This window comes from Suipraeoptans intestinalis (assembly GCF_009696485.1).
Classification (GTDB): Bacteria; Bacillota; Clostridia; order Lachnospirales; family Lachnospiraceae; genus Suipraeoptans; species Suipraeoptans intestinalis.
In genome coordinates this window covers 283,301-309,630 of the sequence record NZ_VULY01000018.1, presented here as the reverse complement: position 1 = coordinate 309,630, position 26,330 = coordinate 283,301, and the positions used below count along the sequence as shown (strand labels likewise).

The 26,330-nt window shown below is 45.5% G+C and carries 18 protein-coding genes; all 18 read left to right on the top strand.

Annotated elements, in window-relative coordinates; all coding sequences use genetic code 11:
• The 18 genes from FYJ34_RS02140 to FYJ34_RS02055 all read left to right on the top strand — a co-directional run bounded on the left by FYJ34_RS02140 (position 1) and on the right by FYJ34_RS02055 (position 26,305).
• Positions 1-3,498 (top strand): N-acetylmuramoyl-L-alanine amidase, encoded by a 3,498-nt coding sequence (locus FYJ34_RS02140; RefSeq protein ID WP_235899451.1) that lies wholly within the window; start codon positions 1-3, stop codon positions 3,496-3,498.
• 219 nt (positions 3,499-3,717) lie between these two features.
• Positions 3,718-4,866 (top strand): glycosyltransferase family 4 protein, encoded by a 1,149-nt coding sequence (locus tag FYJ34_RS02135; RefSeq protein WP_154475853.1) that lies wholly within the window; start codon positions 3,718-3,720, stop codon positions 4,864-4,866.
• Between the two features lies 1 nt (position 4,867).
• Positions 4,868-5,566, top strand: a complete 699-nt coding sequence (locus FYJ34_RS02130; RefSeq protein WP_154475851.1) for a glycosyltransferase family 2 protein — start codon at positions 4,868-4,870, stop codon at positions 5,564-5,566.
• A 4-nt stretch (positions 5,567-5,570) separates the two neighbouring features.
• On the top strand, positions 5,571-5,999 hold the full coding sequence (locus FYJ34_RS02125) for a DUF2304 domain-containing protein (protein WP_154475849.1): 429 nt from the start codon (positions 5,571-5,573) through the stop codon (positions 5,997-5,999).
• A complete protein-coding gene (locus tag FYJ34_RS02120) occupies positions 5,996-7,372 on the top strand; it encodes a DUF2142 domain-containing protein (RefSeq protein ID WP_154475847.1) in 1,377 nt (458 codons plus the stop codon). The genes FYJ34_RS02125 and FYJ34_RS02120 overlap by 4 nt, the downstream gene beginning before the upstream one ends.
• 64 nt (positions 7,373-7,436) lie before the next feature.
• Positions 7,437-8,528, top strand: a complete 1,092-nt coding sequence (locus tag FYJ34_RS02115) for an acyltransferase family protein (protein ID WP_154475845.1) — start codon at positions 7,437-7,439, stop codon at positions 8,526-8,528.
• A gap of 15 nt (positions 8,529-8,543) precedes the next feature.
• The gene (locus tag FYJ34_RS02110) at positions 8,544-11,960 is read left to right on the top strand and encodes a glycosyltransferase (RefSeq protein WP_154475843.1); all 3,417 of its coding nucleotides are present in this window, start codon (positions 8,544-8,546) and stop codon (positions 11,958-11,960) included.
• 137 nt (positions 11,961-12,097) lie between these two features.
• On the top strand, positions 12,098-13,819 hold the full coding sequence (locus tag FYJ34_RS02105) for a glycosyltransferase family 2 protein (RefSeq protein WP_154475841.1): 1,722 nt from the start codon (positions 12,098-12,100) through the stop codon (positions 13,817-13,819).
• Positions 13,820-13,829: 10 nt separating this feature from the next.
• Entirely contained in the window at positions 13,830-16,052 is a 2,223-nt protein-coding gene (locus tag FYJ34_RS02100) for a glycosyltransferase (protein ID WP_154475839.1), read from the top strand.
• A 153-nt stretch (positions 16,053-16,205) separates the two neighbouring features.
• Complete coding sequence (locus FYJ34_RS02095; protein ID WP_330582500.1) at positions 16,206-16,982, top strand: ABC transporter permease; 777 nt, start codon at positions 16,206-16,208, stop codon at positions 16,980-16,982.
• A 17-nt stretch (positions 16,983-16,999) separates the two neighbouring features.
• Positions 17,000-17,734 (top strand): ABC transporter ATP-binding protein, encoded by a 735-nt coding sequence (locus tag FYJ34_RS02090; RefSeq protein WP_154475835.1) that lies wholly within the window; start codon positions 17,000-17,002, stop codon positions 17,732-17,734.
• A 14-nt stretch (positions 17,735-17,748) separates the two neighbouring features.
• Positions 17,749-18,357 (top strand): hypothetical protein, encoded by a 609-nt coding sequence (locus FYJ34_RS02085; RefSeq protein WP_154475833.1) that lies wholly within the window; start codon positions 17,749-17,751, stop codon positions 18,355-18,357.
• Positions 18,358-18,463: 106 nt separating this feature from the next.
• The gene (locus FYJ34_RS02080; protein WP_154475831.1) at positions 18,464-21,151 is read left to right on the top strand and encodes a polysaccharide pyruvyl transferase family protein; all 2,688 of its coding nucleotides are present in this window, start codon (positions 18,464-18,466) and stop codon (positions 21,149-21,151) included.
• Between the two features lie 227 nt (positions 21,152-21,378).
• Positions 21,379-22,365 carry a glycosyltransferase family 2 protein gene (locus FYJ34_RS02075; protein ID WP_206671415.1) on the top strand — a complete coding sequence of 329 codons (987 nt, stop codon included), beginning with the start codon at positions 21,379-21,381 and terminating at the stop codon, positions 22,363-22,365.
• A gap of 11 nt (positions 22,366-22,376) precedes the next feature.
• Positions 22,377-23,624 (top strand): rhamnosyltransferase WsaF family glycosyltransferase, encoded by a 1,248-nt coding sequence (locus FYJ34_RS02070; RefSeq protein WP_154475829.1) that lies wholly within the window; start codon positions 22,377-22,379, stop codon positions 23,622-23,624.
• Entirely contained in the window at positions 23,621-24,763 is a 1,143-nt protein-coding gene (locus FYJ34_RS02065; protein WP_154475827.1) for a glycosyltransferase family 4 protein, read from the top strand. The genes FYJ34_RS02070 and FYJ34_RS02065 overlap by 4 nt, the downstream gene beginning before the upstream one ends.
• Complete coding sequence (locus FYJ34_RS02060; protein ID WP_154475825.1) at positions 24,750-25,709, top strand: NAD-dependent epimerase/dehydratase family protein; 960 nt, start codon at positions 24,750-24,752, stop codon at positions 25,707-25,709. The genes FYJ34_RS02065 and FYJ34_RS02060 overlap by 14 nt, the downstream gene beginning before the upstream one ends.
• A 14-nt stretch (positions 25,710-25,723) precedes the next feature.
• On the top strand, positions 25,724-26,305 hold the full coding sequence (locus tag FYJ34_RS02055) for a GerMN domain-containing protein (RefSeq protein WP_154475823.1): 582 nt from the start codon (positions 25,724-25,726) through the stop codon (positions 26,303-26,305).
• The last annotated feature ends 25 nt before the right edge of the window (positions 26,306-26,330 follow it).

Here is a 26,330-nt window from a genome sequence, read left to right as displayed (position 1 = left end):
ATGAAAAAAACGAAAAGGGTAACAAGGGTATTGCTGAGTTTGTTGCTGATATTGGCGACGATGTTTTCAGGATGGGGCTCATACTGCGTGCTGGCAGAGGGAACCGATGTGGAAACCCCACAGAGCGATCCGGCGAAGGAAGAGAAGGCTTTTGAGTATCTTTATGTGGAAAAGCCCTATATTACCACACCTGACACGCAGAGGATCGTGCTTTCACTGAAGGACGGAGCGACGGCGGAAAACGGAATTCTTTTTTATAAGAATCAGGAGACGGGAGAGACGGGAGAGATCGCTTCTTCTCAGATAGAAGGCGAAGCAATTCTTTTTGAAAAAGAGTATGTGGATACGTCGGAAAGCGGTATTTATTCCCTGACGGGAGCAAAGATCGTAAGTCAGGGAAAAGAAACAGAATTTTCTTTAGAGGAAGAAGAGGTTCAGGGAAAATTTGGAGTGAACCGAAGTGTAGAGACACAGCCGGATGCCTATATGGAAGAAGACGGTGCTATCAAGACGGCGGAAGAGGTAAAAACCACAGAGGAGCCGCTGGAAAAGGGAACGACGGAAGTGACGGTGGCATCAGAAAATGCAGAGGGAGAAATCGTCAGTGACAGTGTGGTGGGAAGCAGCGTGGAAGATGTTTCGGCAAAGATCGCAGCAACAGTTCCGGCGCCTGCACCACTGGAAGGGTCCAAAAGAAATATAGTGATCGTATTGGATCCGGGACACGGAGGCGGAGATCCGGGAGCGGCGTATTTTGGAGAAACAGAAAAAAATCTGGCATTAAAGATCGCGCGTTACTGCAAGGCGGCTCTGGAACAGTGCCCTGGAGTGAAGGTTTATATGACAAGGGACAGCGACCGCTGGGTGGGAAACGGTGTCACGAATGCCAATTCGGATCTGGCTCCCCGGGTTGCTTTTGCTAAAAGCGTGAATGCAGATATTTTTGTCAGCCTCCATTTGAATGCAACAGGAACGGGAGCCGGAAAAGGGGCAGAAATCTACTACCCGGCAGGCTCTTATGGGTCTGATGCGGGAACCATAGCAAAAGGGCTGGCGCAAAGTATTCAGAAAGAACTGGTGGCTTTGGGCCTGTATGATCGAGGGACAAAGGCAGGAGATATATTCCATGTGGTCAGAGAAACCACCAAGGCGGGCATTGCGGGGATTTTGATCGAGCATGCTTTTTTGGATAATGCAGGCGATTATGAAAAGTTTTTGAACTCGGAAGAGAAGTTGAAGAAGCTGGGGCAGGCGGATGCGCTTGGAATTATCAAGTACCTAAACCTGGAAGGCGGAAAGATCGGAGGAACCTGGGTCAAGGATGGAGCCGGATGGTGGTATCGCTATATGGATAACTCCTATCCGGTAAGCCAGTGGCTCCAGATAGGAGGAAGCTGGTATTATTTCAATGACAAAGGATATATGCATACCGGCTGGCTGACACAGGGAAGCAAGACGTTCTACTTGCAGAGTAGCGGAGTGATGCGGACAGACTGGATGCAACTTGGAAACGGATGGTATTATTTTGCCGTTAACGGAGAGATGGCAGCCGGATGGCTGAATCTGGGAGGAGACTGGTACTACATGAATCCTCAACAGAACAGCTTTGGGAGAAAAGGTGTGATGCGTACCGGCATCGTGACAGATGGCGGGGCCAGATACTACATGAATCCTCAGAAAGACCAGAATGGGGCAGAAGGCGCGATGCGTACCGGCTGGGTTCTGGACAAAGGAAAGTGGTATTATTTCAATCCGGGCGTTACGACAGTGAAGCCGTTTGGTGCAGCTTTGACAGACTGGGTAAAGTATCAGAACGCCTGGTATTATCTGGAAAGTGATGGATCTATGAAAACAGGCTGGCTGCAGAGCGGTACAAAGTGGTATTATCTGCTTCCTTCCGGGGAAATGGCTACAGGATCACAGAATATTTCCGGGAAAACATATCGGTTTAATGACCTGGGAGAATGGACAACAGAGCAGAGTAAACCTCAGACAGGGTGGAAAAATTCTGGAAAACAGTGGTATTATTATGACGAACAGGGAAGGATGGCGGTTGGCTGGCTGAAACAAGACGGCAAATGGTACTATCTGAATCCGACAGACAATGCAGCAGGGAAGAAAGGTGTGATGCGCACCGGCTGGGTTAAAGATGGAAATGCCTGGTATTATTTGAATCCTACCTCGGATAAAAACGGACCGGAGGGCGCTATGTGTACCGGGATCGTCACAGAGGGAGGAAACAGATACTATCTGAATCAGAAGGCGGATCAGAACGGGGCGGAAGGGATAATGCGCACCGGCTGGATCCTGGAAAAAGGAAACTGGTATTACTTTAATCCGGGGACGACAGTGGCAAAACCGGTTGGAGCTGCCCTGACAGGCTGGATAGAGTATCAGGGTTCCTGGTACTATATGAATACAGACGGAACCATGAAGACCGGCTGGCTGGAACTGGGCGGAAAGAAGTATTATCTGCTCCCTACGGGAGAAATGGCAACAGGAACCAGAAGCATTGACGGGAAGACGCATATCTTCAATGCTTCCGGAGAATGGCAGAAGGAACAAACGGAAAAAAAATCCGGATGGAAGAACGTAGGTGATGACTGGTATTATTATAACGCACAGGGAGTGATGCAGACCGGTTGGATTCAGGAAGGCGGAGCCTGGTATTATCTGAACAAGGACGTTTCCGAAGGACAGAAAAAAGGCGTGATGCGTACCGGGTGGTTTCAGGACGGAACGGTCTGGTATTACCTGAATACAAAAGCGGATCAGTACGGCCCCAGAGGGGCGATGCGTACCGGATGGCTGGAACAGCCGGAAGGAAAGTACTATCTGAATCCGGGAAACAGTCCGTATGGACCTAAGGGGGCGATGTGTACCGGCTGGATCAGACTGGGAGAGATGTGGTATTACTTGAACCAAAAGAAATCTCCGGAAGGTCTCCTAACCTTTACCGGCCATTCCATTATGGGAAAGACCGGCGTCACGGTAGAACAGATGGTAAAGATGTATGCGAAGAGCGGAAGAAACTATCCGGCAGAAAAGCTGTCTGCAGGAAATGCTCCCACGATCCGGGACTTTTGCAGGATCGTTTATGAAGAAGCAGAAGCGGAAGGAGTAAAAGCGGAAGTAGTGTTCGCACAGGCTATGAAGGAGACGGGCTATCTTCAGTTTGGCGGAGATGTAAAAATCGAACAGTTTAATTTTGCGGGACTGGGAGCTACCGGAAACGGTGTTTCCGGTGAACGGTTTGCAGATGTCAGGACGGGCGTGCGGGCACAGGTACAGCATTTAAAAGCCTATGCTTCTACAGAGTCTCTAAAAAATACAACAGTGGACAAGCGGTTTCAATATGTGTCGCCCAAAGGAAGCGCTCCCTGTGTAGAAGCGCTTGGAATTCAGGACAATCCGGCAGGCAGAATGGGTTGGGCAATGGCGAAGGGATACGGATTTAGCCTTTATTCCACTTATCTGGAGCCGATGTACAGCTTATAAAAAGTAGATGGAGAAGGTAAGAAAAATGCCTTGTTTCATGGAGAAACCCATGAAATGCCCATGACAAGAATCATAAAAGAGGAAAAGGGAGTTGAAAAACGGGAACGATTTACCCAGACAGCTCCCTTTTTGAATGCGTCAGATGGAAATTTGTTTCAGAATATGATATAATAAGGCACTGTGAGTATACACGATCAAATGAGAATGGAAAGAAATCAGATGAAGCGATATTGCATTTTTTCAGCACAGTATTTTCCGCATTTGGGCGGAGTGGAAAGATATACCTATAATCTGGCAAAGACTTTAGTGAAAAGAGGAAATGAAGTCACTATCGTGACTTCTAATACCTACCATATCGAAAGCTATGAACAGGCAGAAGGAATTTCTATCTACAGAATTCCATGTTATCGTCTGCTGGACGGAAGGTATCCTGTCTTAAAGCCCGACAAGGGATTTCGGAAATTGCATAAAAGAATCTGGGAGACTCCATATGACATGGTTATTATTAATACGAGATTTTATATACATTCTTTGTATGCTGCGTACCAGTCAAAAAGAAGGAAAATCCCATGTATCACCATAGAACATGGAACCAGCCATCTGTCGGTACATCATAAAGTGTGGGATACGATAGGGGCTGTCTATGAGTTTTTTCTGACCCAGGCAGGACGACTTTTTTGTAAGGAGTATTACGGAGTTTCACTGGCGTGCAATAAATGGCTGGAGCATTTTGGGATCAAGGGAAAGGGCGTACTTTACAATTCCATCGATCTGGGAGAAGTAAAGGAGCTTCAGAGGACGGCAGATCACACGTATCGGAAGCGATTTCATATCTCGCAGGAGACAGTCGTGATCACATTTACAGGAAGACTGTTAAAGGAAAAAGGACTTCCACAGTTGATGAATGTGATAGACCGTCTGCATGCAGAGGGGGAAGACTGCTGTCTGATGATCGCAGGAGACGGCGATATGGAGGAAGAGATCAGAAAACGGGGATCCGATTTCCTGATCCCTCTCGGACGCCTTTCCTTTCAGGAAATCATCAGTCTTCTGGATGAAAGTGATATATTCTGTCTGCCATCTTTTTCAGAAGGATTTTCAACATCGATCCTGGAGGCCGGCGCATGTGGATGTTACGTTGTGACGACAGCACGGGGAGGGGCAAAGGAACTGCTTCTGGATGAAAACTATGGAAGTGTTTTGCCGGATAATGAGGAAGAAGGCCTGTACAAAGAACTGAAACGGTTGTTGATGTGTAAGGAAGAGCGGCAGGAAGCGGCAAAGAGGACTTATAAGCGGATCGAAGAGTGTTTTACATGGGAAATCGTCGCGGACAGTATAGAAAAAATAAGCGGGAGTAAAAAGTGAAATGGGCAAGAAATTGTTAGTGATCATACCGGCATACAATGAAGAAGAAAATATAGAAAAAACGGTGACAGCTATATTAAATCACAAAGGTCAGTTTGATTATATAGTGATCAATGACTGTTCTACAGACCGGACAGGTGAGATATGCAGAGAAAGAGGTTATCATCACATAAATCTTCCGATCAATCTGGGGATTGGCGGAGCGGTACAGATGGGGTATCAGTATGCGCTGAGAAACGGGTATGAAAGAGCTGTACAGGTAGACGGAGATGGACAGCATGATCCGGAATTTCTTCAGTCTATGATGGAATACATGACAAAGTATGATGCAGATATGGTGATCGGTTCACGCTTTATCGAAAAACAGGGATTTCAGTCCTCCAGAGCCAGAAGAATCGGAATTGGGATTTTTACAGGGCTGATACGTTTGGTGACGGGAGCTAAGATCACGGATCCTACTTCGGGACTTAGGATGGTAAATCGAAAAGTTCTGACAATTTTTGCAAACAATTATCCGAAAGATTATCCGGAACCGGAAAGTGTGGTAATGATCTTAAATAACGGATTTCAGGTTCGAGAGATACCAGTTGTTATGAAAGAACGAGAAGGAGGCGTGTCCTCTATTTCCCTGAAGAAATCCGTATATTATATGATCAAAGTACCGTTGGCAATCTTAATAGAATGTATCAGGAGAGGATAGGCAGATGAACTTGAGAATACAGATAATCATTGGGATCGTGGTGATTTTTTTACTGGTTGTGATCGTTAATATGATAAGGAAGAGAAGGCTGGAACTGCGTTATGCACTGGCCTGGCTGGGGGCAGGAGTCGGTATTCTGATATTGAATTGTTTTCCCATGGTCACCACATGGACCGCAAAAAAAATGGGGATCGCAAGTCCGATAAACTTTCTGTTTTTGGCAGGGTTTTGCTTTTCTTTGCTTTTGATCTTTGTTATGACGGTTGCCTTGTCCAGAATGTCTATCCGGATAAAGCAGTTGGCACAGGAAACTGCGTTTCTGGAAGAAAAGATCAGAAAACAGGAAGAAAAAGCGAAGACCGGAGAAGGAAAAGAAGATCTGCCTTCGGAAAAAGAGACTGTACAAAAATCAGAGGGGAAAACAAGCGTATGACAGACAGAAACATGTTCAGCGAAAAAAGGATTGCGATTGTCATTTTTATAATAGGACTTATTTTGTCTTTTATGATCCCGACCTGGCAGACGCCGGATGAGCATACGCATCTGGGAATTATCGGGAGATCTCTTGGAAATCCAAAGTTTGCAGAAAACATATGTGATAGTCTGCCCATCAAAAATGGAAGGGTAGAAGGAAACCTGAAAGAAAAGCCGGACAAGGAGAAGCAGAAAGAGGCTTTGACAGAGAAACAGCAGTATAGCCGAAAGGATATGTTGCCTGGGAAAGTTTCCCTGTCCGTTATAAAGCATGTTCCGTCCATCATAGGAATGTATCTGGGAATCCTTCTGGGGCTGCCTGCGTATTGGGTACTGCAGATGGGAGAACTTTTTTCACTTTTGTTGTATACGCTGATCTGTTACCGGGCACTGAAGATCATGCCTGTCAAGAAAGAGCTGATGGCAATGCTTATGCTGCTTCCTATGGCAATGCAGCAGGCAACAAGTATTGGATATGATTCTATTGTGATCTCTTTTTGCTTTTTCTTTGTGTCGTATGTGTTTTATCTGAAGTATGACAAAGAAGTCGTCGGAATAAAGGAGTGCGTGATCCTTCTGATGACATGGGCTGTGATTTCCTATGTAAAATTGCCTTATGTATTTTTGGCGTTGCTGGTTCTGCTGGTTCCACTGGAGAAGTTTCATATAGATTTAAAACTTTTAAAAATTGATGAAAACTTCATCAAAAAGATCAGAATTCCCTGCGTGCTGTTAATCTGTCTTTTAGCGGCAGGCGGATTTTATGTGTTCAGAGAAAATAAATTTGTCCAGGTTGTGTATGGATTTTTGATGGAGTGGAAAAGAGGCGCCTATCTTTTGGCAGTAACAGGGAAAACCTGGTGGAAGTTTATTGTGACTTCGGCAGTCGGAGGTCTGGGATGGCTGGAGGTGACGCTGCCGGCAGGAGCTGCGGCGTTGATTTATGCCTCTTTGATAGGTATTTCTTTTGTTGACAGCGGATCGGAACAGAGGAAAATGAGAATCTGGGATGTTTTGGTATTGATGGCTGTCTGTGTGATCTTGACCGTGTTTACGACGATGGCATTAACAGATCATACGATCATGGTGATCCTGTATGGAGATGAATGGGCCAACAAAGGCTACCATATCAGGGAAGCTCTGTATCAGATCCCGTATATAGGCGGGATGCAGGGGAGATATTACCTTCCGTTTTTAAGCCTGTTCTTTCTGCTGCTTCCCGGAAAAATCCGTGTAGATAAACGCATTGTCGGTATGTGTGTCTATCTTCTGGAGGCAGTACTGTACATATATGTATTTTTCCAGTTGATACAAAGATATTGGATCGCCTAAGCGGAAGATCTGGTTTTCGAGAGAAAGATAAAAATACTACTTTATAGCAAGGGGATGGAATCATATGAAGCGAAGTATTGGGATTGATGTAACAAGGGCGTTTGCTGTTATGGCAGTATTGGTCTATCATTTTTATGTACTGGTAGGCGGTAACAGGTATGAGGCATATCCGTTGATACACAGACTTATTTCCATGGGCGGAGAAGTGGGAGTTACTCTGTTTTTCATCATAAGCGGATATGGGATTTACCTGTCTTTGGACAGAAGAAAGAAAGACAATGTGTTTTCAGTGGGCACCTTTTTGAAAAAACGGTTTGCGCGGGTATTGCCGCACTATTATCTTTCTCTTTTGATCATTATATTTATAGGGACACAAGGAGCGATGGTGAGCAGGCAGGGGATCTTCCATATTGTGACACATGCGCTTTTGATCCATAATTTCTTTCCGTCTACATGCGGATCTATCAGTACGGTATTGTGGACGATGGGGGTTATCTTCCAGTTTTACTTTGTTTCCATTTTGTTGTACAAATGGGTGAAAAGGAGTCCGGTCACTGCGCTTGCTGTTTCCGTCTTAGTTACCATTGCATGCAAGATACTTGTGTTTCATGTGATATTTCCAAGAGTACAGCAGGTAGAACCGTCATACTATTTCATATATGGGCGACAGTTGTTTACCGCATTGGATAACTTTATCGTAGGGATGTTCCTGGCAGACTATAGTATGCGCAGGCAAGAAAAAACAGGCTGGGATCTGGCAGTGGGAGCAGTGGCGTGTGGACTGACTGTCATCTGGTGCGTGATGCCTCAGGCAGCTTTTCGGTATTCAGATACGGCAATGGGATACATCTGGAATACAGGATTGGCAGTGTTTTTGGGGCTGACAGTCTGGACCGTCAGCAGGCTGGAACTTCCCGGTCGGAATATTGCTATGAAGGGGATTTTATTTGTTTCCCGTTATCAATATGGCATTTATCTGTGGCACTTTGTAGTGGCGGCGAATTTGCTGCAAAACAGTTCCTGGACTATTCGGATCGCACAGGAGAGTTTCCTTCTTACAGCGATCATCCTGAGTGTGATCTGCATTCTGGTGGGATATCTGGCAACGATTACTCTGGAAGCCCCGGATTATTTTAAGTTAAAGACGAAGAGGTAAAAGGAGAAAGAGCAAATGTTATTGAGGATACAAAAAAAACTGTTCCATATCAAGGCGGCAATAGATGTGCTGGAGCATGAAAATGATGTGCTGACAGTAAAGGGGTGGATCTTTTCTCCGCAACAGGAATTAAAGCAGGTAGGTCTGATCGTAAGAGATGGAAAGACAGAGCATCGGATAGACGGACATTATCGACTGAAGCGTACAGATGTCTATCAGGAATTCCGTATGGACAATGCCAAAAAATGTGGATTCTATGCACAGGCATTTGTGGAGGATATTGAAGCATATCAGGTGTGGATCACATATGCGAAAGGAGAAAAGCAGTATAAAGTATATCTGGGAACGCTGAAGAGCGGATCAAAACGGAGAGAAGGAATGCCGGGACGGGTAACAGAGATAGACAAGACAGATGAAGCGATCAATATAGCAGATCTGTTGGATCAGCAGCAAAGCTACCAGTTTCAGTTTCCAGAAAAATTCCAGTCGGAGAAGGTAGATATTATCGTTCCGGTATATAATGGATACCGATTTTTGGATAAGCTTTTAAAAACGATCCCATTGACCGGGATGACATACCGGTTGATTTTGATTGATGACAAAAGTCCGGACAGCAGAGTAGCAGAATTTCTGGCTGCCTACGCGAAAGAGAAAGAACATGTGGTTTTTTTGCAGAATGAGGAAAATCTTGGATTTGTTCAAACGGTAAACAGAGGGCTTTCGCTATGTGAGAACCATGTGGCTCTGGTCAATACGGATGTAGAGCTTCCGAACCTGTGGCTGGAAAGGCTGATGCTGCCTATTCTCCAGGACGAGAAGGTGGCGTCTGCCACTCCATATACTACTTGTGGTACGATCTGTAGTTTTCCGGAATTCGGACAGGATAACCCGCTGTTTTTAGGCCGGAGTGTGGAGGAAATTGATGAGGAATTTATAAAGATTCCTCCAAAGTACACGGAAATGCCTACAGGAGTGGGATTTTGTATGGGGATGAGCCGGCATGCACTGCAGTCTGTGGGAGGATTTGATGCAGAAAGTTTTGGGAAAGGATATGGAGAAGAAAACGACTGGTGTCAAAGAGCGATAGAACAAGGCTACAAGAATGTTCAGGTAGAGAATCTGTTTGTATTTCACAATCATGGAGGAAGCTTTCTCAGTGAGGATAAAAAACGATATCTGAAAAGAAACGGGGAGATCTTATTAAAAAAACACCCGTACTACAACAAGGATGTTTCCAGATTCTGCAGTCTGGATCCGAACAGGGAAGTCAGAGAGTTTATCAAGCTGAATCTGCTGTTGCGTCATGAAGCTTGCGGCAGGACGATCCTGGCATTTGATCACAGTCTGGGAGGCGGAGCCACCAGTTACCTGGAAGGGAAAAGAAGGGAATCGGCGGAAGCAGGAAATGCATTTGTCACAGTCAGATTTGATTTTTTGAAAGAAGCCTATAAGATACGATACGACTGTCAGGGACATAAGGTGGAACTGCGTGTAAAAACAAGAGAAGATCTATTTCGTATCATGAAATACCTTGCAGTGAGGAAAATCTGGATCAACGAATTAGTTACATATCCGGAGCTGTACGATTTTCTGGAGGAGATCAAAAAGTTTTCGAAACAGAATGATGTAGGAATAACAATGTTGATGCACGATTTCTTTTCTGTATGTCCAACCATCAACTTGCTGGATGATACGGGAAAATACTGTAGGATCCCGGAGTTGGAGCGCTGTGAAAACTGTCTGAAAAATACGGAATCTTTGCAGGCACTGGAATATGGAACGATGTTCCGCTGGAGAAAAGAATGGAAAGCTTTTTTGAAAGCATGTGAGGAAGTGACGGTATTTTCCGAAGATTCCAGACAGATCGTAGAAAAGGCGTTTGGAAGGCTGGAGAATATAGCAGTGCGTCCCCATCAGATCTCCTACATCCCCAAAGTGGAAAAGCAGCATAAAATCAGCAAGACATTAAATATCGGCCTGCTGGGGGTACTGACCAAACACAAGGGGCGGACTCTGATCAGGGAACTGGCGGAAATCATAGAAAGAAACAGACTGGACATTCGGATCATTCTGATTGGAAGCAGTTCCAGAAAGATAAAAAGCCCGGTTTATAGGGAAACAGGTCCTTACACCAGAGACAGCATTCCAAGGCTGATTCTGGAAAATGATATCGATATTTTCCTGATCCCATCCATTTGGCCGGAGACCTTTTCCTACACGACAGAAGAAATCATGCAGATGGGAATGCCTGTTATGAGTTTTGATATCGGAGCGCCTGCCGAACGGATCAAGAAATACGAAAAGGGACTGATCATTCCTGAGATCTCGCCGCAGGCAGTTCTTAAATCTGTCAAAGAAGAGCCGCTGATCAGAGAAGTTTTAGAAAAGCCTGACCGGAAGCAGAAAGTACTGTTTGTTGTAGAGGAAGTTACCTTTTCCTCCAGATACAGAGTGGATCATTTGCGGGAACAGCTGATCTGGAGGGGAATTGCTTCGGACTGTATCGGGATTAGGGAGATTTCCAGGCAGGACCTGGAGGGGTATACAAGTGTCGTTGTGTATCGCAGTTCCAAATATGGAGAAATAGGGAAGCTGATAGACAGAGCGCATCGAAGGGGTCTGAAAGTCTACTATGATATGGATGATTATATTTTTGATTATTCTGCCATAAAAGATCTGCACTTTCTGGAAGGATCCGATTATGTGGGATTTGAGACATATTCCGGAGATATTTTCCGGACAATGACGTTGTGCGACGGATATATTGTTTCTACGAACCAGTTAAAGCAGGCGACAGAGGAAGCGTTTCCGGGAAAAACCGTGGTCATCAACAGAAATGTTGCCAGCATGGAAATGGTAACGATTTCTCTGAGCAACAGAAAAGGCGGCCGTGACGGAAAAATACGCCTGGGATATTTCAGTGGTTCCAAAACCCATAATGAAGATTTTGAAAGCGTGAAGCAGGTCATTTTGTCTGCTATGGAAAAGAACGAGAATGTTCATCTTATGGTGGGAGGTCAGATCGAACTGCCGGAAGAGTTTAAAAAATTTGGAGACAGAATAGAGACCTTTGCGTTTGTATCCTGGAAAAAGCTGCCCGATTTGATAGGGAGGGTAGACATCAACCTGATGCCGCTGGAAGACACTTTTTTCCATGCCTGCAAATCAGAAAACAAGTGGATGGAGGCGGCACTGGTCAAAGTTCCGACGATTGCATCCTACAATCTGGAACTGGGGGCTGCAATAGAGGATGGAAAGACAGGTTATCTTTGCAGGAACCTGGAAGAGTGGCAGGAAAAACTGGATCTGCTCACAGAAGATGAAAAGCTGCGGGATACACTGGCGGAAAATGCCCATGCCAGAGTATTGAGCCGTTATACGACGAAAACACTGGAAGAAATCGTAGAGCAGCTGCTGACAAAGAAAAACTAGTCTGAAATATGTGGATTGCACAGGATATTTTCTGATGATACAATGGTAGACGGAGATTGTGCGAAGGAGAGACAGCAGTATCGTGTGATGCTGCTGGTCTGCTTTCTGGACGGAAATAAAAAGGATGGGGATGAGATATGTTGCGCAGAAAATTAGACAGAGTCAGACTGCTGATCCGTCAGCAGGGAGTTATGCGGACTGCTATTTATTATATCGGCAAGAAAGCCCGAGAAAAAAGCTTTTTAGAAAAGGTAAGGAGCTATCATATATGTTCAGAGGAGATGCTAAAGGTGCAGCGGGAGGATGCCTTTTCGAATTCACCACGCATCAGCATCATTACTCCGCTGTATAATACCCCGCAAAGGTTTCTGGAAGAACTTCTGGTGTCGGTAAAAAACCAGACTTATAAAAACTGGGAATTATGCCTGGCGGATGGAAGTGATGAAGAGCATGAGTACGTAGGGAAAATCTGTAAAGAATATGCGGAGCAGGATGGAAGGGTCCGGTATAGAAAACTGGAACAAAATCTGGGGATCGTAGGCAACACCAATCGGTGTATCGAACATTCTACAGGGGAGTATATCGGACTGTTGGATCATGACGATCTGCTGCACCCGTCGGCCCTTTATGAGGTGGTAGTCAAGATTCAGAGAGGAGCCGACTTTATCTATACAGACGAGCTGAAATTCAGGGATAATATCGGCGATTCAACAGATATTGTGTGCAAATCAGGGTTCGGAAAAGATGAACTGCGTTCCCATAATTATATCTGCCATTTTGTGGTATTTCAGAAGAGACTTTTAGAAGGAATGGAGCGGGTATACAGACAGGAATGTGAAGGAAGCCAGGATTACGACATGGTACTGCGTCTCACAGAGAAGGCGCAGAAGATCGCTCACATTCCCAAGCTGCTTTACTATTGGAGAGTTCACAGAGGATCTGTATCAATGGATCTGTCGGTAAAGCAGTATGCAGTAGATGCAGCAAAGCGTGCCATTTCTGACCAGCTTTTCAGACAGGAAGAACCGGGTAGCGTTTCTTCCAATCTGCCATATCAGACGATCTACAAAGTAGATTATGTCAGAAAAGAAACTCCGCTGGTGATGATCGCCCTGTGGGGGGAAGGATCACAGCAGCTGTTTTTAGATCAGACAAAAAAAATCCTGAAAAAAACACAGTACAGACCGTTAGAGATCGCAGTTCCCTATCCGATAGAAAAAATAACAGAATTTTTTGAAATGGTCTCGTTTGTTTGCGTGGAAAAGAAAGCAAGAGAAGGCCGATATGAATGGTTGAACCGGGTATCGTCCCAGACAAAGGGCGAGTATTTTGTCCATTGCAACATCCGATGCATACCGGAAACGGATAACTGGATAGAAGAACTGCTTATGTTTGCACAAAGACAGGATGTATGTGCGGTGGGACCGCAGATCAATCATAAAAAACAACGGATTTATTTTGCGGGAGGCGTACTGGACGGGGAAAAAGAAAGCGGAATACATGTCTTAAACGTCGGGCGGCTCCAAAACGAAGAAGGATACGAAGCAAATCTGAAGCATGTGAAGAATACGACTTTTCTTTCCTCTTTATGCATGATGCTATCTAGACGAAAAATGTTGGAATTTTCAGGGTACCGTCCGGAAACAGGAGATTACGGGGATATAGACCTGTGTCTGCGGGGAAGGGAAGAGAACAACTGGAATGTATGGACCTGTTTCGCTCAGATGAAATACGAAGGAAAAGAGCAGGTGTACGCTCATTGGAGCCAAAAAGGAAAGTTTGGAGAAATCTGGAAAGAGAAACTTTCAAAGCAGGATGAGTATTACCATCCGTTCTTAAAACAACTCGGCAAATTATAAGGGGAAGAAGATGCAGAAAATACATGGAACGATTTTACAAAAAGCATATCACTCTTTAAAAAAGGAAGGTGTCAAAGGATGTGCTTCCAGGACGAAAAAATATCTGAAAAAACGGATCATAAAACAGAAAAGGCCGGAGAATGTTTATAAGGATATTTTGTTTATCAGCGGCTGTAAAGAAGAGCTTCCGCATCCGCGAAGGTACAGAGTATCTCATCAAAGAGAACAGCTGGAAGCGTACAATTATTCTACGGACGAGGTGTATTATCTGGATCTTGAAGCAGAGCAGATCCGAAATTACAGGATGTTTGTTGTGTTCAGATGCCCATATACGGAAACACTGGGAAAATTCGTAGGAACGGCAAGAGAGCTGAACAAGAAAGTTTTCTACGATATAGACGATTTGGTGGTGGATACGAAATACACAGATCTTATAGCGTATGTCAGAGAAATGCAGCAGGAAGAGAAAGAGGCCTATGATGCGAATGTAGGACGGATGAAGAAAATGCTAAAAAACTGCGACGCTGCCATCGTATCTACGGACTGTCTGGCAGAAAAACTGAAGGACTATACAGACAGAGTGTATATCAATCGGAATGCTGCATCTGAGGAAATGGTAAGACTGTCACAAAAAGCTCTGGAAAATAGCAGAAAAGACGGGGATAAAGTGAAGATCGGCTATTTCAGCGGAAGCATTACCCATAATGAAGACTTTGAACTGATCCGACCGGTGATCCTGGATATTATGAAACGTCATTCGGCGGTAGAGTTGTACCTGGCGGGAGAACTGGATCTTCCTAAACAGATGGAAGGGCTGCGAAGCAGAATAAGGAAGCTTCCCTTTATGGACTGGAAAAAACTTCCCTTTATTATGGGACAGATGGATGTGAATTTGGCTCCTTTGCAAGATACGGTATTTAATCGGGCAAAATCAGAAAATAAATGGGTGGAAGCGGCCTTGGTGAAGGTGGCGACCATTGCCAGCGATGTTGGGGCGTTCCATGACTGTATAGAAAATGAGAAGACAGGAATATTATGCAGCAGCAAAGAGGAATGGGAAAGCGCTCTGGAAAGGTTGATAACAGATGAGTCGTACAGAAAAGCAATGGGAGAACAGGCATACCGTTATTGTGTGGAAAAGCATACGACGATAAACAGGGGAGGGTACCTGGCGGAGATCCTGAAAAATGAAGAAAACGATAATTATGTATTTGTTCTGCCGGGACTGCAGATCAGCGGAGGGATCAAGGTTGCTTTGAAACATGCCGCTGTGCTTCAAAAGGCAGGAAAGGAAGTGACGCTGTTTGTTTTGGAAGGAGACAATGGCTGGTGCCGGTTTGAAGGAAGGAGCTTTCCGGTAGTCAGTCTGGAGCACACACAGATTTCGGCGAGAATTCAGCATATGGTGGCAACGATGTGGACGACAGTAGGGGTAACAGAAGAATATGCGAAAGTCCTGCATCGGTATTATCTCGTCCAGAATTTTGAAACAGATTTTTATAAAAAAGGAGATCCGCTACGCCTGGAGGCAAATCGGTTCTATCGTCCGGCAGGTTCCGTTCGCTTTTTGACCATATCAAAATGGTGCCAGTCATGGCTGAAAGAAAAATATGGACAGGAGGCTTTTTATGCGCCGAATGGTCTGGAGGTTGAACGCTTTACCTGCCACAGGCGGGAGATGAAAGGGAAAATACGGATCCTGGTGGAAGGGGATTGTGCCGTGGACTATAAGAATGTGGACGAGGCCTTTCATATCACGAACGGGTTGGATCAGAGTATGTATGAAGTCTGGTATATGTCCTATAATGCGAGACCGAAAGACTGGTATCGGATCGACAGATTTTGTCATAAGGTACCTTACCATGAAGTGCCTGCCATATATGAAGCCTGCGATATTTTGCTAAAGACCAGCCTGTTGGAAAGTTTTTCCTATCCGCCCATAGAAATGATGGCGGCAGGCGGATATGTGGTGGCCGTTCCCAATGGCGGGAATGCAGAGTATCTAAAAGATGGGGTAAACTGCATGTTGTACGAAGCGGGAGAGTTAGGGCAGGCAAAAGCGCTGATCGAAAGAATCCGAACAGACGAGGCTCTGCAGTCTGTATTGTATCAGAACGGCCGTCGCACGGCCGAGGCACGGGCATGGGAGCGGATTGAGGCAGATGTGCTGTGCCTGTATGGAGCCGAAAGGAAGAGTTCTCTGCCCGTTGGCAAAGGGGAAGGCGGCAAATAAAAAAGACACACGCGGAGGCCGTACCGGATGACGAGACAGCAAAAGAAACCGGTAGGCGAATCGTTCCATTTGCCCGGCTTGCCTAATCAGGAAACAGATGGTATACTGTACGGGATTGTTAAAAGACACATTAAAAAAGTTGGAGGAAGGGCTGTGTCAGCTTATATACAAAATTTCAAAAAATTTCGCCCCTTGCTGTGGGAACTGATCGCAAGGGATATTAAGATCAAATATCGGAGGTCGGTACTGGGGGTACTATGGACGCTGTTGAATCCCTTGTTTATGATGATCGTATTGTCTGTCGTGTTTTCCAATCTATTCAAATTTGACGTGGAGTACTTTCCGGTATACCTGTTGAGCGGACAATTGATATTCAATTTTTATTCAGAATCCACCACCAATTCTATGTCGGCGATCCTAAGCAACGGAGCATTGATCCGAAAGATCTATGTACCGAAATATCTGTTTGTGATTTCCAGGGTGTGTTCCAGTACCATTAACCTGCTTTCTTCTTTTACGGCATTGATCTGTGTGATGCTTGCGACAAAGGTGGATCTGCACTATACGGTGTTTTTAGCGCCCATTCCTTTGTTCTTCATTATTGTGTTTTCATTGGGAGTAGGACTGATGATTTCAGCCATTACGGTAAAATTCAGAGATATCATGCACCTATATTCGGTATTTGTGACAGCTCTGATGTATCTGACTCCGGTGATCTACCCGCTTTCCATCCTGCCAAAGTGGCTTTATCCGATCGTCATGCTGAATCCGCTCACCAACATCCTGCAGATGCTGCGGGGAGTGATGCTGTACAATGCGATCCCCAGCCTTAGTTCCATTCTGATCGCCATGGTAGAATGTGGGGTTATGCTGGCGTTGGGATTGTATGTGTTCTATAAAAATCAGGATGAGTTTATATTGAATGTATAGGATATAGGAGAGAAAAGATGGAGAATCAGGAGATCGTTCGTGTGGATCAGGTATCCATGAAGTTCAGCCTTGCATCGGAAAGAGTCGACAGTTTCAAGGAATATGTGATCAAGACGATAAAAAGACAATTATCATACGATGAGTTTTGGGCGCTGAAGGATGTCAGCTTCAGTGTGAGCAGAGGGGATGCCGTAGGACTGGTAGGGCTGAACGGAAGCGGAAAAAGTACCATGCTGAAGGTGATTGCAGGGGTTCTGAAGCCCACAAAAGGGAGTGTAACAGTGGGCGGTTCGGTGGCGCCCCTGATCGAATTGGGAGCCGGCTTTGACATGGATCTGACGGCAGAGGAAAATGTGTTTTTGAATGGAGCATTACTGGGATATTCACGGCAGGAAATGGAAAGGTGTTACGAAGATATCGTGGATTTTTCGGAGCTTCGCGACTTTATGAATACGCCGGTCAAAAATTTTTCATCAGGGATGGTGTCCCGATTAGGTTTTTCCATTGCCACCATAGGAACGCCGGACATTCTGATTGTAGATGAGGTGTTGTCTGTGGGAGATTTCCATTTTCAGACAAAATGTCAGAACCGCATAAAAGAGATGCTGAGCAAGGGAACAACACTTCTATTTGTGTCCCACAGTATCGAACAGGTAGAATCTCTGTGCAACAAGATTGTATGGCTGGAGAAGGGAAGTTTAAAAATGTTTGGAGAAGCAAAGGGTATTGCAAAGATTTATAGTGCTTCATAGACAGAGGGAGTAGGATGAAAGCGAAAATAAGGATTATCATCATAGGAATGGTCATGCTATGTCTGGCGGGAGTGTACGCTGTCATAGACAAAAACAGATCGATTTACGATACGGACTGTGATGCCAGTCTGTTTCAGGGGATCTTTTTGGAGGAAAAGAAAGAGGTGGTCCAGCGGTTTGTATGTGAAGAAGACCAACTGGATGCCATTGCCTTCAAAATAGCGGCAGATGATCAGATAGACAGAAAAAAGATCCGTCTTTCCTATCAACTGACGGAGAAAGCTTCCGGAAAGCAGGTGGTAAAAGGGGAAACGGATCTGAGCCGTTTGAAAGTCGGGAAATTTTTTTCGGTTCGTTTTCCGAAGGTGACAGGCTGTAAGGGAAAGGAATATGAATTCAGTGTTTTTCTGAAAGAAAGGGGAGGCGACGGAAATGTAAGGCTCTTTTACACACCAGGCGGGTCTGAGGCGGCAGAACTTTTTTATGAGGGTGACGAAATAGACGGAATAGGTCTGTTTCGGACGGTTACCCATCGGTTTGACCTGGAAACATTTGTGGTAACGGCAAGCTTTTTGATCTACATTGCAGTATTCATGAGATGGCTGTACAAATTGTTTAAATAAACAGGAAAAAAGGTGGAATGTTTTCCATCTTTTTTTTATAATAAAAACAGGGATGTGAGAACGGCTACAAGGTAGCAGACAAAAAGTGAAACGAGAGGGAGATAGCATGGAGGAAAGAATGAACGGCTGCGAGATTTTGGGAGGACAGGTCGTAGGGACGGCAGGAATAGAGGTTCGGGAGAATATCTGGGTTTACAAAGACCAGGATCCTCAGATTTATATAAGATTTAAAGAACCGGTGCAGGGGTTCCGATTCTCCTGCGAAGTAGGAGAGGCAGATACTTCCAGGCAGCACATGACCGTTTACTACAGAAAAGAAGGAGAACCCTTTTCTGAGAGCAATACATGCAGGATGGAAGTTTCCAAATACGGAAAGATCACCAGAGAGATCCGGCTTGGTTTTTCTGTCTGTGAGGTTCGGATAGATCCGGCGGAAACACCGGGGAAATGTGAAATGAAGAGCTTTGTCGTGTGTCCTTTACGAGAAGAGGATACCATTGAGAACACTCTGGGAGAGAGGATCAGGGGAAGAGATGGGCAGAAAAAAATAGTGGTTCTTACCCGCGATCTTTCCAAAACGGGAGCACCGATCCTGGCTTACAATATTGCGGAAGGTCTGAAAAGAAAAGGATGGGCCGTTGTCGTTCTGGCAGGACGTGAAGGAAATGGTTTTCTGGAAAGGAAATATGAAGCGGCAGAAATCCCGGTAATCACACTGGAGGGCTCAGAAGGAGAGGAATTTGGTTATATCAGTCTGAACGAGAAGGAGCCTTCAGAAAGTGAGGCAAAGAAACATTCCTTTTCTAAGAAGGTGGCCAGGGTGCTGGCGAAGCACGGCTACCGGACTGTGATCGCCAATACCATTGTGGCGGGAGCCTACGTAGAGCTTCTGAAAGACTATGGGATGAAGATCATTTCCCTGATCCATGAGATGAAAACGAGCATTGCATTCTATGGATTTGTACCGGACGGGAAACATGTTGAAAAATATGCAGACTACATTGTATTTCCCAATTCGTTTGTAAAAGAAGATTTTCGAAAGCTGTTTCCGAAAACAAAGGGAACCTGTTTGGTAAGACCCCAGGGCGTGTATCTCAAACGAGGAAAAAAAACGGCGGAGGGAAGTCTGAAACAGCTGGGACTTCGGGAAGATGCCAGGATCATCATGAGCTCGGGAAGCTGTGAACTTCGAAAAGGGGTAGATCTGTTTATCAGCGCGGCAACCATGTTTTTGAACCGGCACAAGGAAGAAGAGATACATTTTGTCTGGACGGGAGACTTTCATAATGAAGAACTGAAGTGCTGGATGCTGGATCAGGTGGCAAGAAGCGGACATACGGACAGAATCCATTTTATCCCTTTTATCCAGGAGGAGGGTCTGTATCGGACTGTACTGGAACATGCGGAAGCTTTTTGGGGCATGTCCCGGGAGGATCCGTTCCCTTCAACGATTCTGGAGGCTATGGACAACCGGATACCGGTGGTCGGATTTTGCGGTACCGGAGGGATCCAGGTGATGCTGGAAGAAGGGAGAGGGATTCTGATCGAGAACCTGGATCTGGAACGGTTTGTGAGCCAGACAGAACGTCTGCTCTTAGATAAAGAACTGAGAGATGAGATCCTCCCAAAAGCAAAGGCGTATGTTGAGAACCTGGATTTTGACAGCTATGTTGATTTTCTGGCAGAGCTTTCAGAACGGGAAATGCGGATAAAGCCTTTTCTTGATCTATATCAATGGGAAAAGGAGCAACATTTTTACCAGTGCCAGCTAAAGGGGAAGGAACTGGAAGAAAGACAGAAAGAACTGATGCAGGCAGTTTCTGCAGACCGCTTCCGAAAAAGAAAAACGGATAAAAAAGAGATCGTGCTACTGGATACAGCCATCGGATCTGATAATGTGGGAGACGAGATCATTATGGATTATTGTGGAAAGGTCTGCAAAGAAGTGTTTTCAGGACGAACTTTCCGGCATGTTCCCACTCATATTTATGATCCGGCTGCAGAGGCGATAGAAAATTATGTGAAGATCCTTTGCGGGACCAATCTGATATACACACAGATGGAGGAATCCAGACAGTGGGCGCTTCCAAAGGATATAAAAAATTATAAGCATATCTGCCTCTTGGGAGTAGGGATGCAGCAACTGGGAATAGAGCGGCCTATGAGTGCATATACGAAGAAGCTTCTTCGGTACATGCTGCATACAAAGTATCTGCATTCTGTGAGAGACGAAGAGACGAAGAGGCGTCTGGAAGAGATCGGGATCCGAAATGTGTTGAATACAGGCTGTCCCACCATGTGGAGACTGACAAAGGAACATTGTGCAGGAATTCCGGCAGGGAAGGCAGAGCAGGTGGTCACCACAGTGACAGATTATATGAAATGTACAGAGAAGGACCGGTATATGCTGGAGCTTCTGAAGAAATGCTACAAGCGGGTACATATCTGGATACAGGGACAAAAAGACTACGAATATCTCCGGGAAATGATCGATCTGGAGGGAGTTCAGATCATTCCGCCTTCTCTGGAGAAGCTGGATGAGGTGCTGAGCAAGGAAGAGACAGATTACGTCGGCACCAGACTGCATGCCGGAATCCGAAGTCTTAATTTCCAAAAAAGATCTCTGGTGATTGGCGTGGATAACAGAGCGCGGGCGATCGCAGCAGATACAGGGCTTCCTATTCTGGAGAGAGCGGAGATGGAAGAAAAACTGGAGGACTGGATCAGAGGCGAAAAGAAGACAGAGATCCGGATTCCGATCCGTGAGATCGAGACATGGAAAAACCAGTTTTAAAGACATTCCTATGTCTTGAAGAACAGGCACCTCCAATCTGGCAACATACATAGACACTTTCAGAGCGGTAATGCAGGATTCTTGCCATTTAAAAAGAAGAATGGTATAATCGGAGAAGTTGTATCAGCAGTATCAGACGATACTGCTGGTTTGCAGTGGCGGACATTTCCAGCCATCGTCATGGAGGGGGAAATGGGAACAGTCCGACGGACAGGATAGCAGAGAGGATGGACAGGGGAGAAATGGATGTATCAATTGTGATCCCTACCAAAAACGGAGAAGAGTATCTGGATCGGGTGCTGGATATGGTGTTTCGTCAGGAAACACAGTATTCCTATGAAGTGATCTGTGTGGATTCCGGATCCGGAGACGAGACGATTCCCATCATCCGGAAATATCCCTGCAGACTCTATCAAATTTTGCCGGAAGAATTCGGACACGGAAAAACACGGAACTTCGGAGCGTCCAAAGGGAGTGGAACATATATTGTGTTTTTGACCCAGGATGCGCTTCCGGCAGATACTTTCTGGCTTCAGAATCTGATCTGCGCCATGGAGAAGGATCCGGACATTGCAGGAGGGTTTGGGAAGCATCTGCCTTATCCGGGATGCAATATTTTTGATGTGAGGGATCTCGCCTTGCATTTCGATAATTTCGGCAGAGAAGATACCGTCTATTTTCTGGAGGATCCGAAACGTTATGCCCAGGAAGAAGGATACCGGCATATGCTTGCATTTTTTTCAGATAACAATGCATGCCTGCGACGGAGTGTCTGGGAGCAGCATCCTTACAAGGAGGTAGAGTTTGCAGAAGATCAGATCTGGATGAAAGAGAGGATCGAGGCAGGATACAAAAAAGTATATTGCCCCTTTGCGGCAGTCTACCATTCCCATAATTATGACAGCAGGACTTTTTATCAGAGGTATTACGACGAACACAAAGGATTGTATCAGCTGCATGGATATGAGATTTCAGATTCCTGGATCGGCCTGTTTCCCCGCTGGGTGCGCCATGTGCGGATGGATGCAGGCTATCTGAGAGGTCTGTCCATCAGCAGAAAAGAAAAAATAAAATGGATGATGTATTCGATCCGGAGAAATTATGCAAGATATTACGGGGGATATAAAGGGAGCAGGTATCATACCTATTCTCCCCAAAAACAGAAATACCTGGATGAAAAACTGTCCCAGCAGTACAGGCAGAGAAAGGCATAGACAGAAAAAAGATGGATATACATATCATACGAAGAGGGATCAGATTTATCAGACGGAGAGGCGTGGAGGGAATTTTTGAAAAACTCCATTTAAAAAAGCAGAAGCTGAAGATGATTCAGCCTTACAGATTTCTTCTGGAAGAAACAGAAGTTTTGCTTGACAGAAAAGCCTGCAGGAAGCTGGGAGACGGAAAGAGGAAGCTGTTGAACTGGATCATTCCGGATATGGGAGAAGGCGGAGGAGGACATATCAATATCTTCCGGTTTATCTCCCTGCTGGAGGATGGAGGGTTTCACAGCAGGCTGTATCTGTTCCAGTCTTCTTTTTATTTTGATAATACGATGGTGCGTAATTATCTGAAAGATAAATTCCCTATGCTGGACAGCAGGGTGGAAGCTTTTTGGAGCACAAAATATGCGGGATTTGCCCATGCCACTATTGCAACATCCTGGGAAACGGCCTATTATGTGCGGCGCTTTCAGAACACGATTTCAAAATTTTATTTTGTGCAGGACTATGAACCTTACTTCTACCCCCTGGGCTCTCAGTATCAGCTGGCAAAACAGACTTATGATTTTGGGTTCAGAGGAATCACTGCAGGAGACTGGCTGAAAGAAAAGCTGGAAGCGGAGCATGGGATGGTCTGCAGCAGCTTTAGATTTTCCTATGACAAGAACCTGTACAAGGTGGGAGAAAAAAAAGGAAAAAGAAAACGGGTTTTTTTCTATGCCAGGCCGACCACGCCGCGCCGATGCTTTGAAATAGGATTTCTGGCGCTTTATGAGTTGACCAGAAGGATGCCGCAGGTGGAAGTGGTATTTGCGGGGTGGGATCTGACGGGAGTGGAGATTCCCTTTCGCCATCAGAATCTCAAAATTGTGGATGTTCGGAAATTGTCAAAGATATTTAGCAATTGTGACCTGTGTCTGGTACTTTCTGATACGAATCTATCTCTTTTGCCTCTGGAAATCATGGCATCCGGTTCTGTGGTAGTGTCTTCCCGGGGAGAAAATGCCACGTGGCTGCTGAATGATGCCAATGCCGTTCTTGTAGGATATGATCCTGCAGAGATAGCGGGAAAGATGGAATACTACCTGACCCATGAAAAAGAACGGCATCAGATCAGAGAGGCCGGAATCACATTTGCAAAGGGAACGTCCTGGGAAAAAGAAGCAAAGAAGGTGGCGCAGATCCTTGAGCAGGGGATCCGGGAAGACTGGGAAAAACACAGGATGGGAAGAGAAGGGCAGCGGATTTGAAAAAAAAACAGACCAAAATCGACTTTGTCAGGCATTATGGATTCATTATAGAAAAAACAGAAGAAAAATTAGATGAAAAGATGTATAATGAGATGGCGGACAGTCCTGTCATGCTGTTAAACTGGATCATCCCGGACATGGGAGAGGGTTCCGGAGGGCATATCAATATTTTTCGGTTTATCTCAGGTCTGGAGGAGCGGGGATTTCACAGCAGAATCTACCTCTACCGGTCGGAAAAATTCAAAGACGACTGGGAGATCCGGAGATTTTTGCGGGAAAAGTTCCCCGGTCTGGATGCAAGAGCGGAGATCTATCAGGATGTAAGGAGTATGACTTTTGCCCATGGCACGATAGCCACATCCTGGGATACAGCCTATTGTCTCAGAAGGTTTCACAATACCATTTCAAAATTTTACTTTGTACAGGATTATGAACCTTATTTTTATGCCCGGGGCAGCGAATTTGAAATGGCAAAACGAACCTATCAATTTGGATTTCGCGGGATCTTTGCGGGAGACTGGCTGAAGGGGAAATTGTGGAATGAATTTGGAATGAGAGGAGACAGCTATCGGTTTTCTTATGACAGGGAAGTGTATCGCAGAGGGCACAAAACGCATCGGAAAAACAGGATATTCTTCTATGCCAGGCCGGTTACGCCGCGGAGGGATTTTGAACTGGGGATCCTAGCCATTGCCAGACTTTTGAAGAGACTGCCGGATACGGAAGTGGTGCTTGCAGGATGGGATGTAAAAGAGATAGACATTCCTTTCCCATATACGGATCTGGGGATTCTGGACACGAGACATCTCTCAGACGTCTATGCAGACTGTGATCTGTGTCTGGTGCTGTCTCACACCAATCTGTCTCTTCTGCCTCTGGAGATCATGGCGTCCGGATCTGTGGCAGTCTGCTCGAAGGGAGACAACAGTACCTGGCTTCTCAATGAAGAAAACTCTGTTTTGGTGGAATTTGACGTAGAAGAAATTGCAAAGCGCATGGAGTATTATCTCACGCATAAGGAAGAGCTGGCGGCGATCAGAGAAGCCGGATTTTTGTTTGCACAGGGAACTTCCTGGGAAGAAGCGATAGACAAAGTGCAGACGATGCTCGTAAAAGGAATAGAGGATGACAAAGATTAGAAAGATACTGATCATAGGCGGGAACGGATTTATAGGTGGGAATCTGGCAAGGCATCTGGCAAAAAGAAGTGACCTGAAAATATATACGCTGGATGTAACGAAGCAAAAAAAAAGTAAGACCGACGGAATTACCGGAATCGAAGGAGATTTTTTTGACGATGACGCTTTAAGGCGGGCACTGAAAGGGATGGATCTGGTGATTCATGCTATGGGAACCATCAATCCGGGAAATTCCAATGAAACATACATGCATGGATACAGCAGGGATTTTTTACAGACGGTCACACTCTGTGATATGCTGATGAGACAGGAAACCGGCATGATCTTTATTTCCTCCGGAGGAGCGATATACGGAGATGTAAAATGTCAGCCGATCAACGAATCGGAGATGCCTGCACCGATCAGTCATTATGGCTGTATGAAACTGTGCTGCGAAAATGTGATCCGCACTTTCAACAGACAGTTTCACAGAAAGATGCGGATCGCCAGGATTTCCAATCCGTTTGGACCCGGTCAGGATTATGAAAAGGGCGTGGGATTTGTAGATGCGGCAGTGAAGAAAGCGATCCTGCAGGAACCATTAGAAATATGGGGAGACGGAGAAAATATCAGGGATTATATCTATATAGAGGACGTCAGCCGGATGCTGGAGGCATTGATCGACTATGAAGGAGAAGAGGAACTGTTTCATATCAGTTCAGGAAGAGGCCTCAGTCAAAATCAGGTGCTGAAGATTTTGGCGGATATGGATAAATCCGTCGAAACAGTGTATAATGAACCAAGAAGCGTGGATGTCAGGCGTGTTATTCTTGACAATGCCAGAATTCGGAAAGTATACAGGGGAGATATCCTGAGATTTGAAGACGGGGTACAGAGATACTGCAGGTATCTGCAGGGAAACAAAGAGGAACTCGGACAAATACAGAAGCAGAAGGAACTGCTTTGATGGGAGGGAAAGGTATGAAGAAATTAAAATGGGTGATTTTGATCAGTCTGGTTGCTGTACTGGCATTTGGATGCCAAAAGCAGCAGGAAGAGAAGACAGAAAAGAAAACGACGAAGAGTACGGAAGAGAAAAAGCAGGAAAAAAGCACTGACACGCAGGAGGCAAAGGAAGAGGGAAACCCGGAGGAACAGACGCAGCAGCCATCTCAGGAACCGCAGGTGGTGCAGAAGATAACCGTTTATGTTTCCAATGAAAATGCCGACGGCTTTGTACAGGAGGAGGCGGAAGTGAGCAGCCTTACGGCGGGTGAGGTATTAAGATGCCTGACAGAAAAGAGGGTGATTCCGGAAGGGATCCAGGTAAATGACTGTCAGATGACACAGGTGGACGGACAATCCATGCTGCACCTGGATCTGAATACAGCCTTCCAGGATTATGTAGGAACTCTGGGGACCACGGGAGAATATCTGACCATAGGAGGAGTGGCCAATACGTTTATGACTGCCTATGGCTGCATGGGCATACAAATCACGGTAGACGGGCAAGTGCTGACGACAGGACATGCTGAATATCCAGGCTATCTGTCCCTGTTTTAATCTACACCTGTCGGAAAGGGACAAG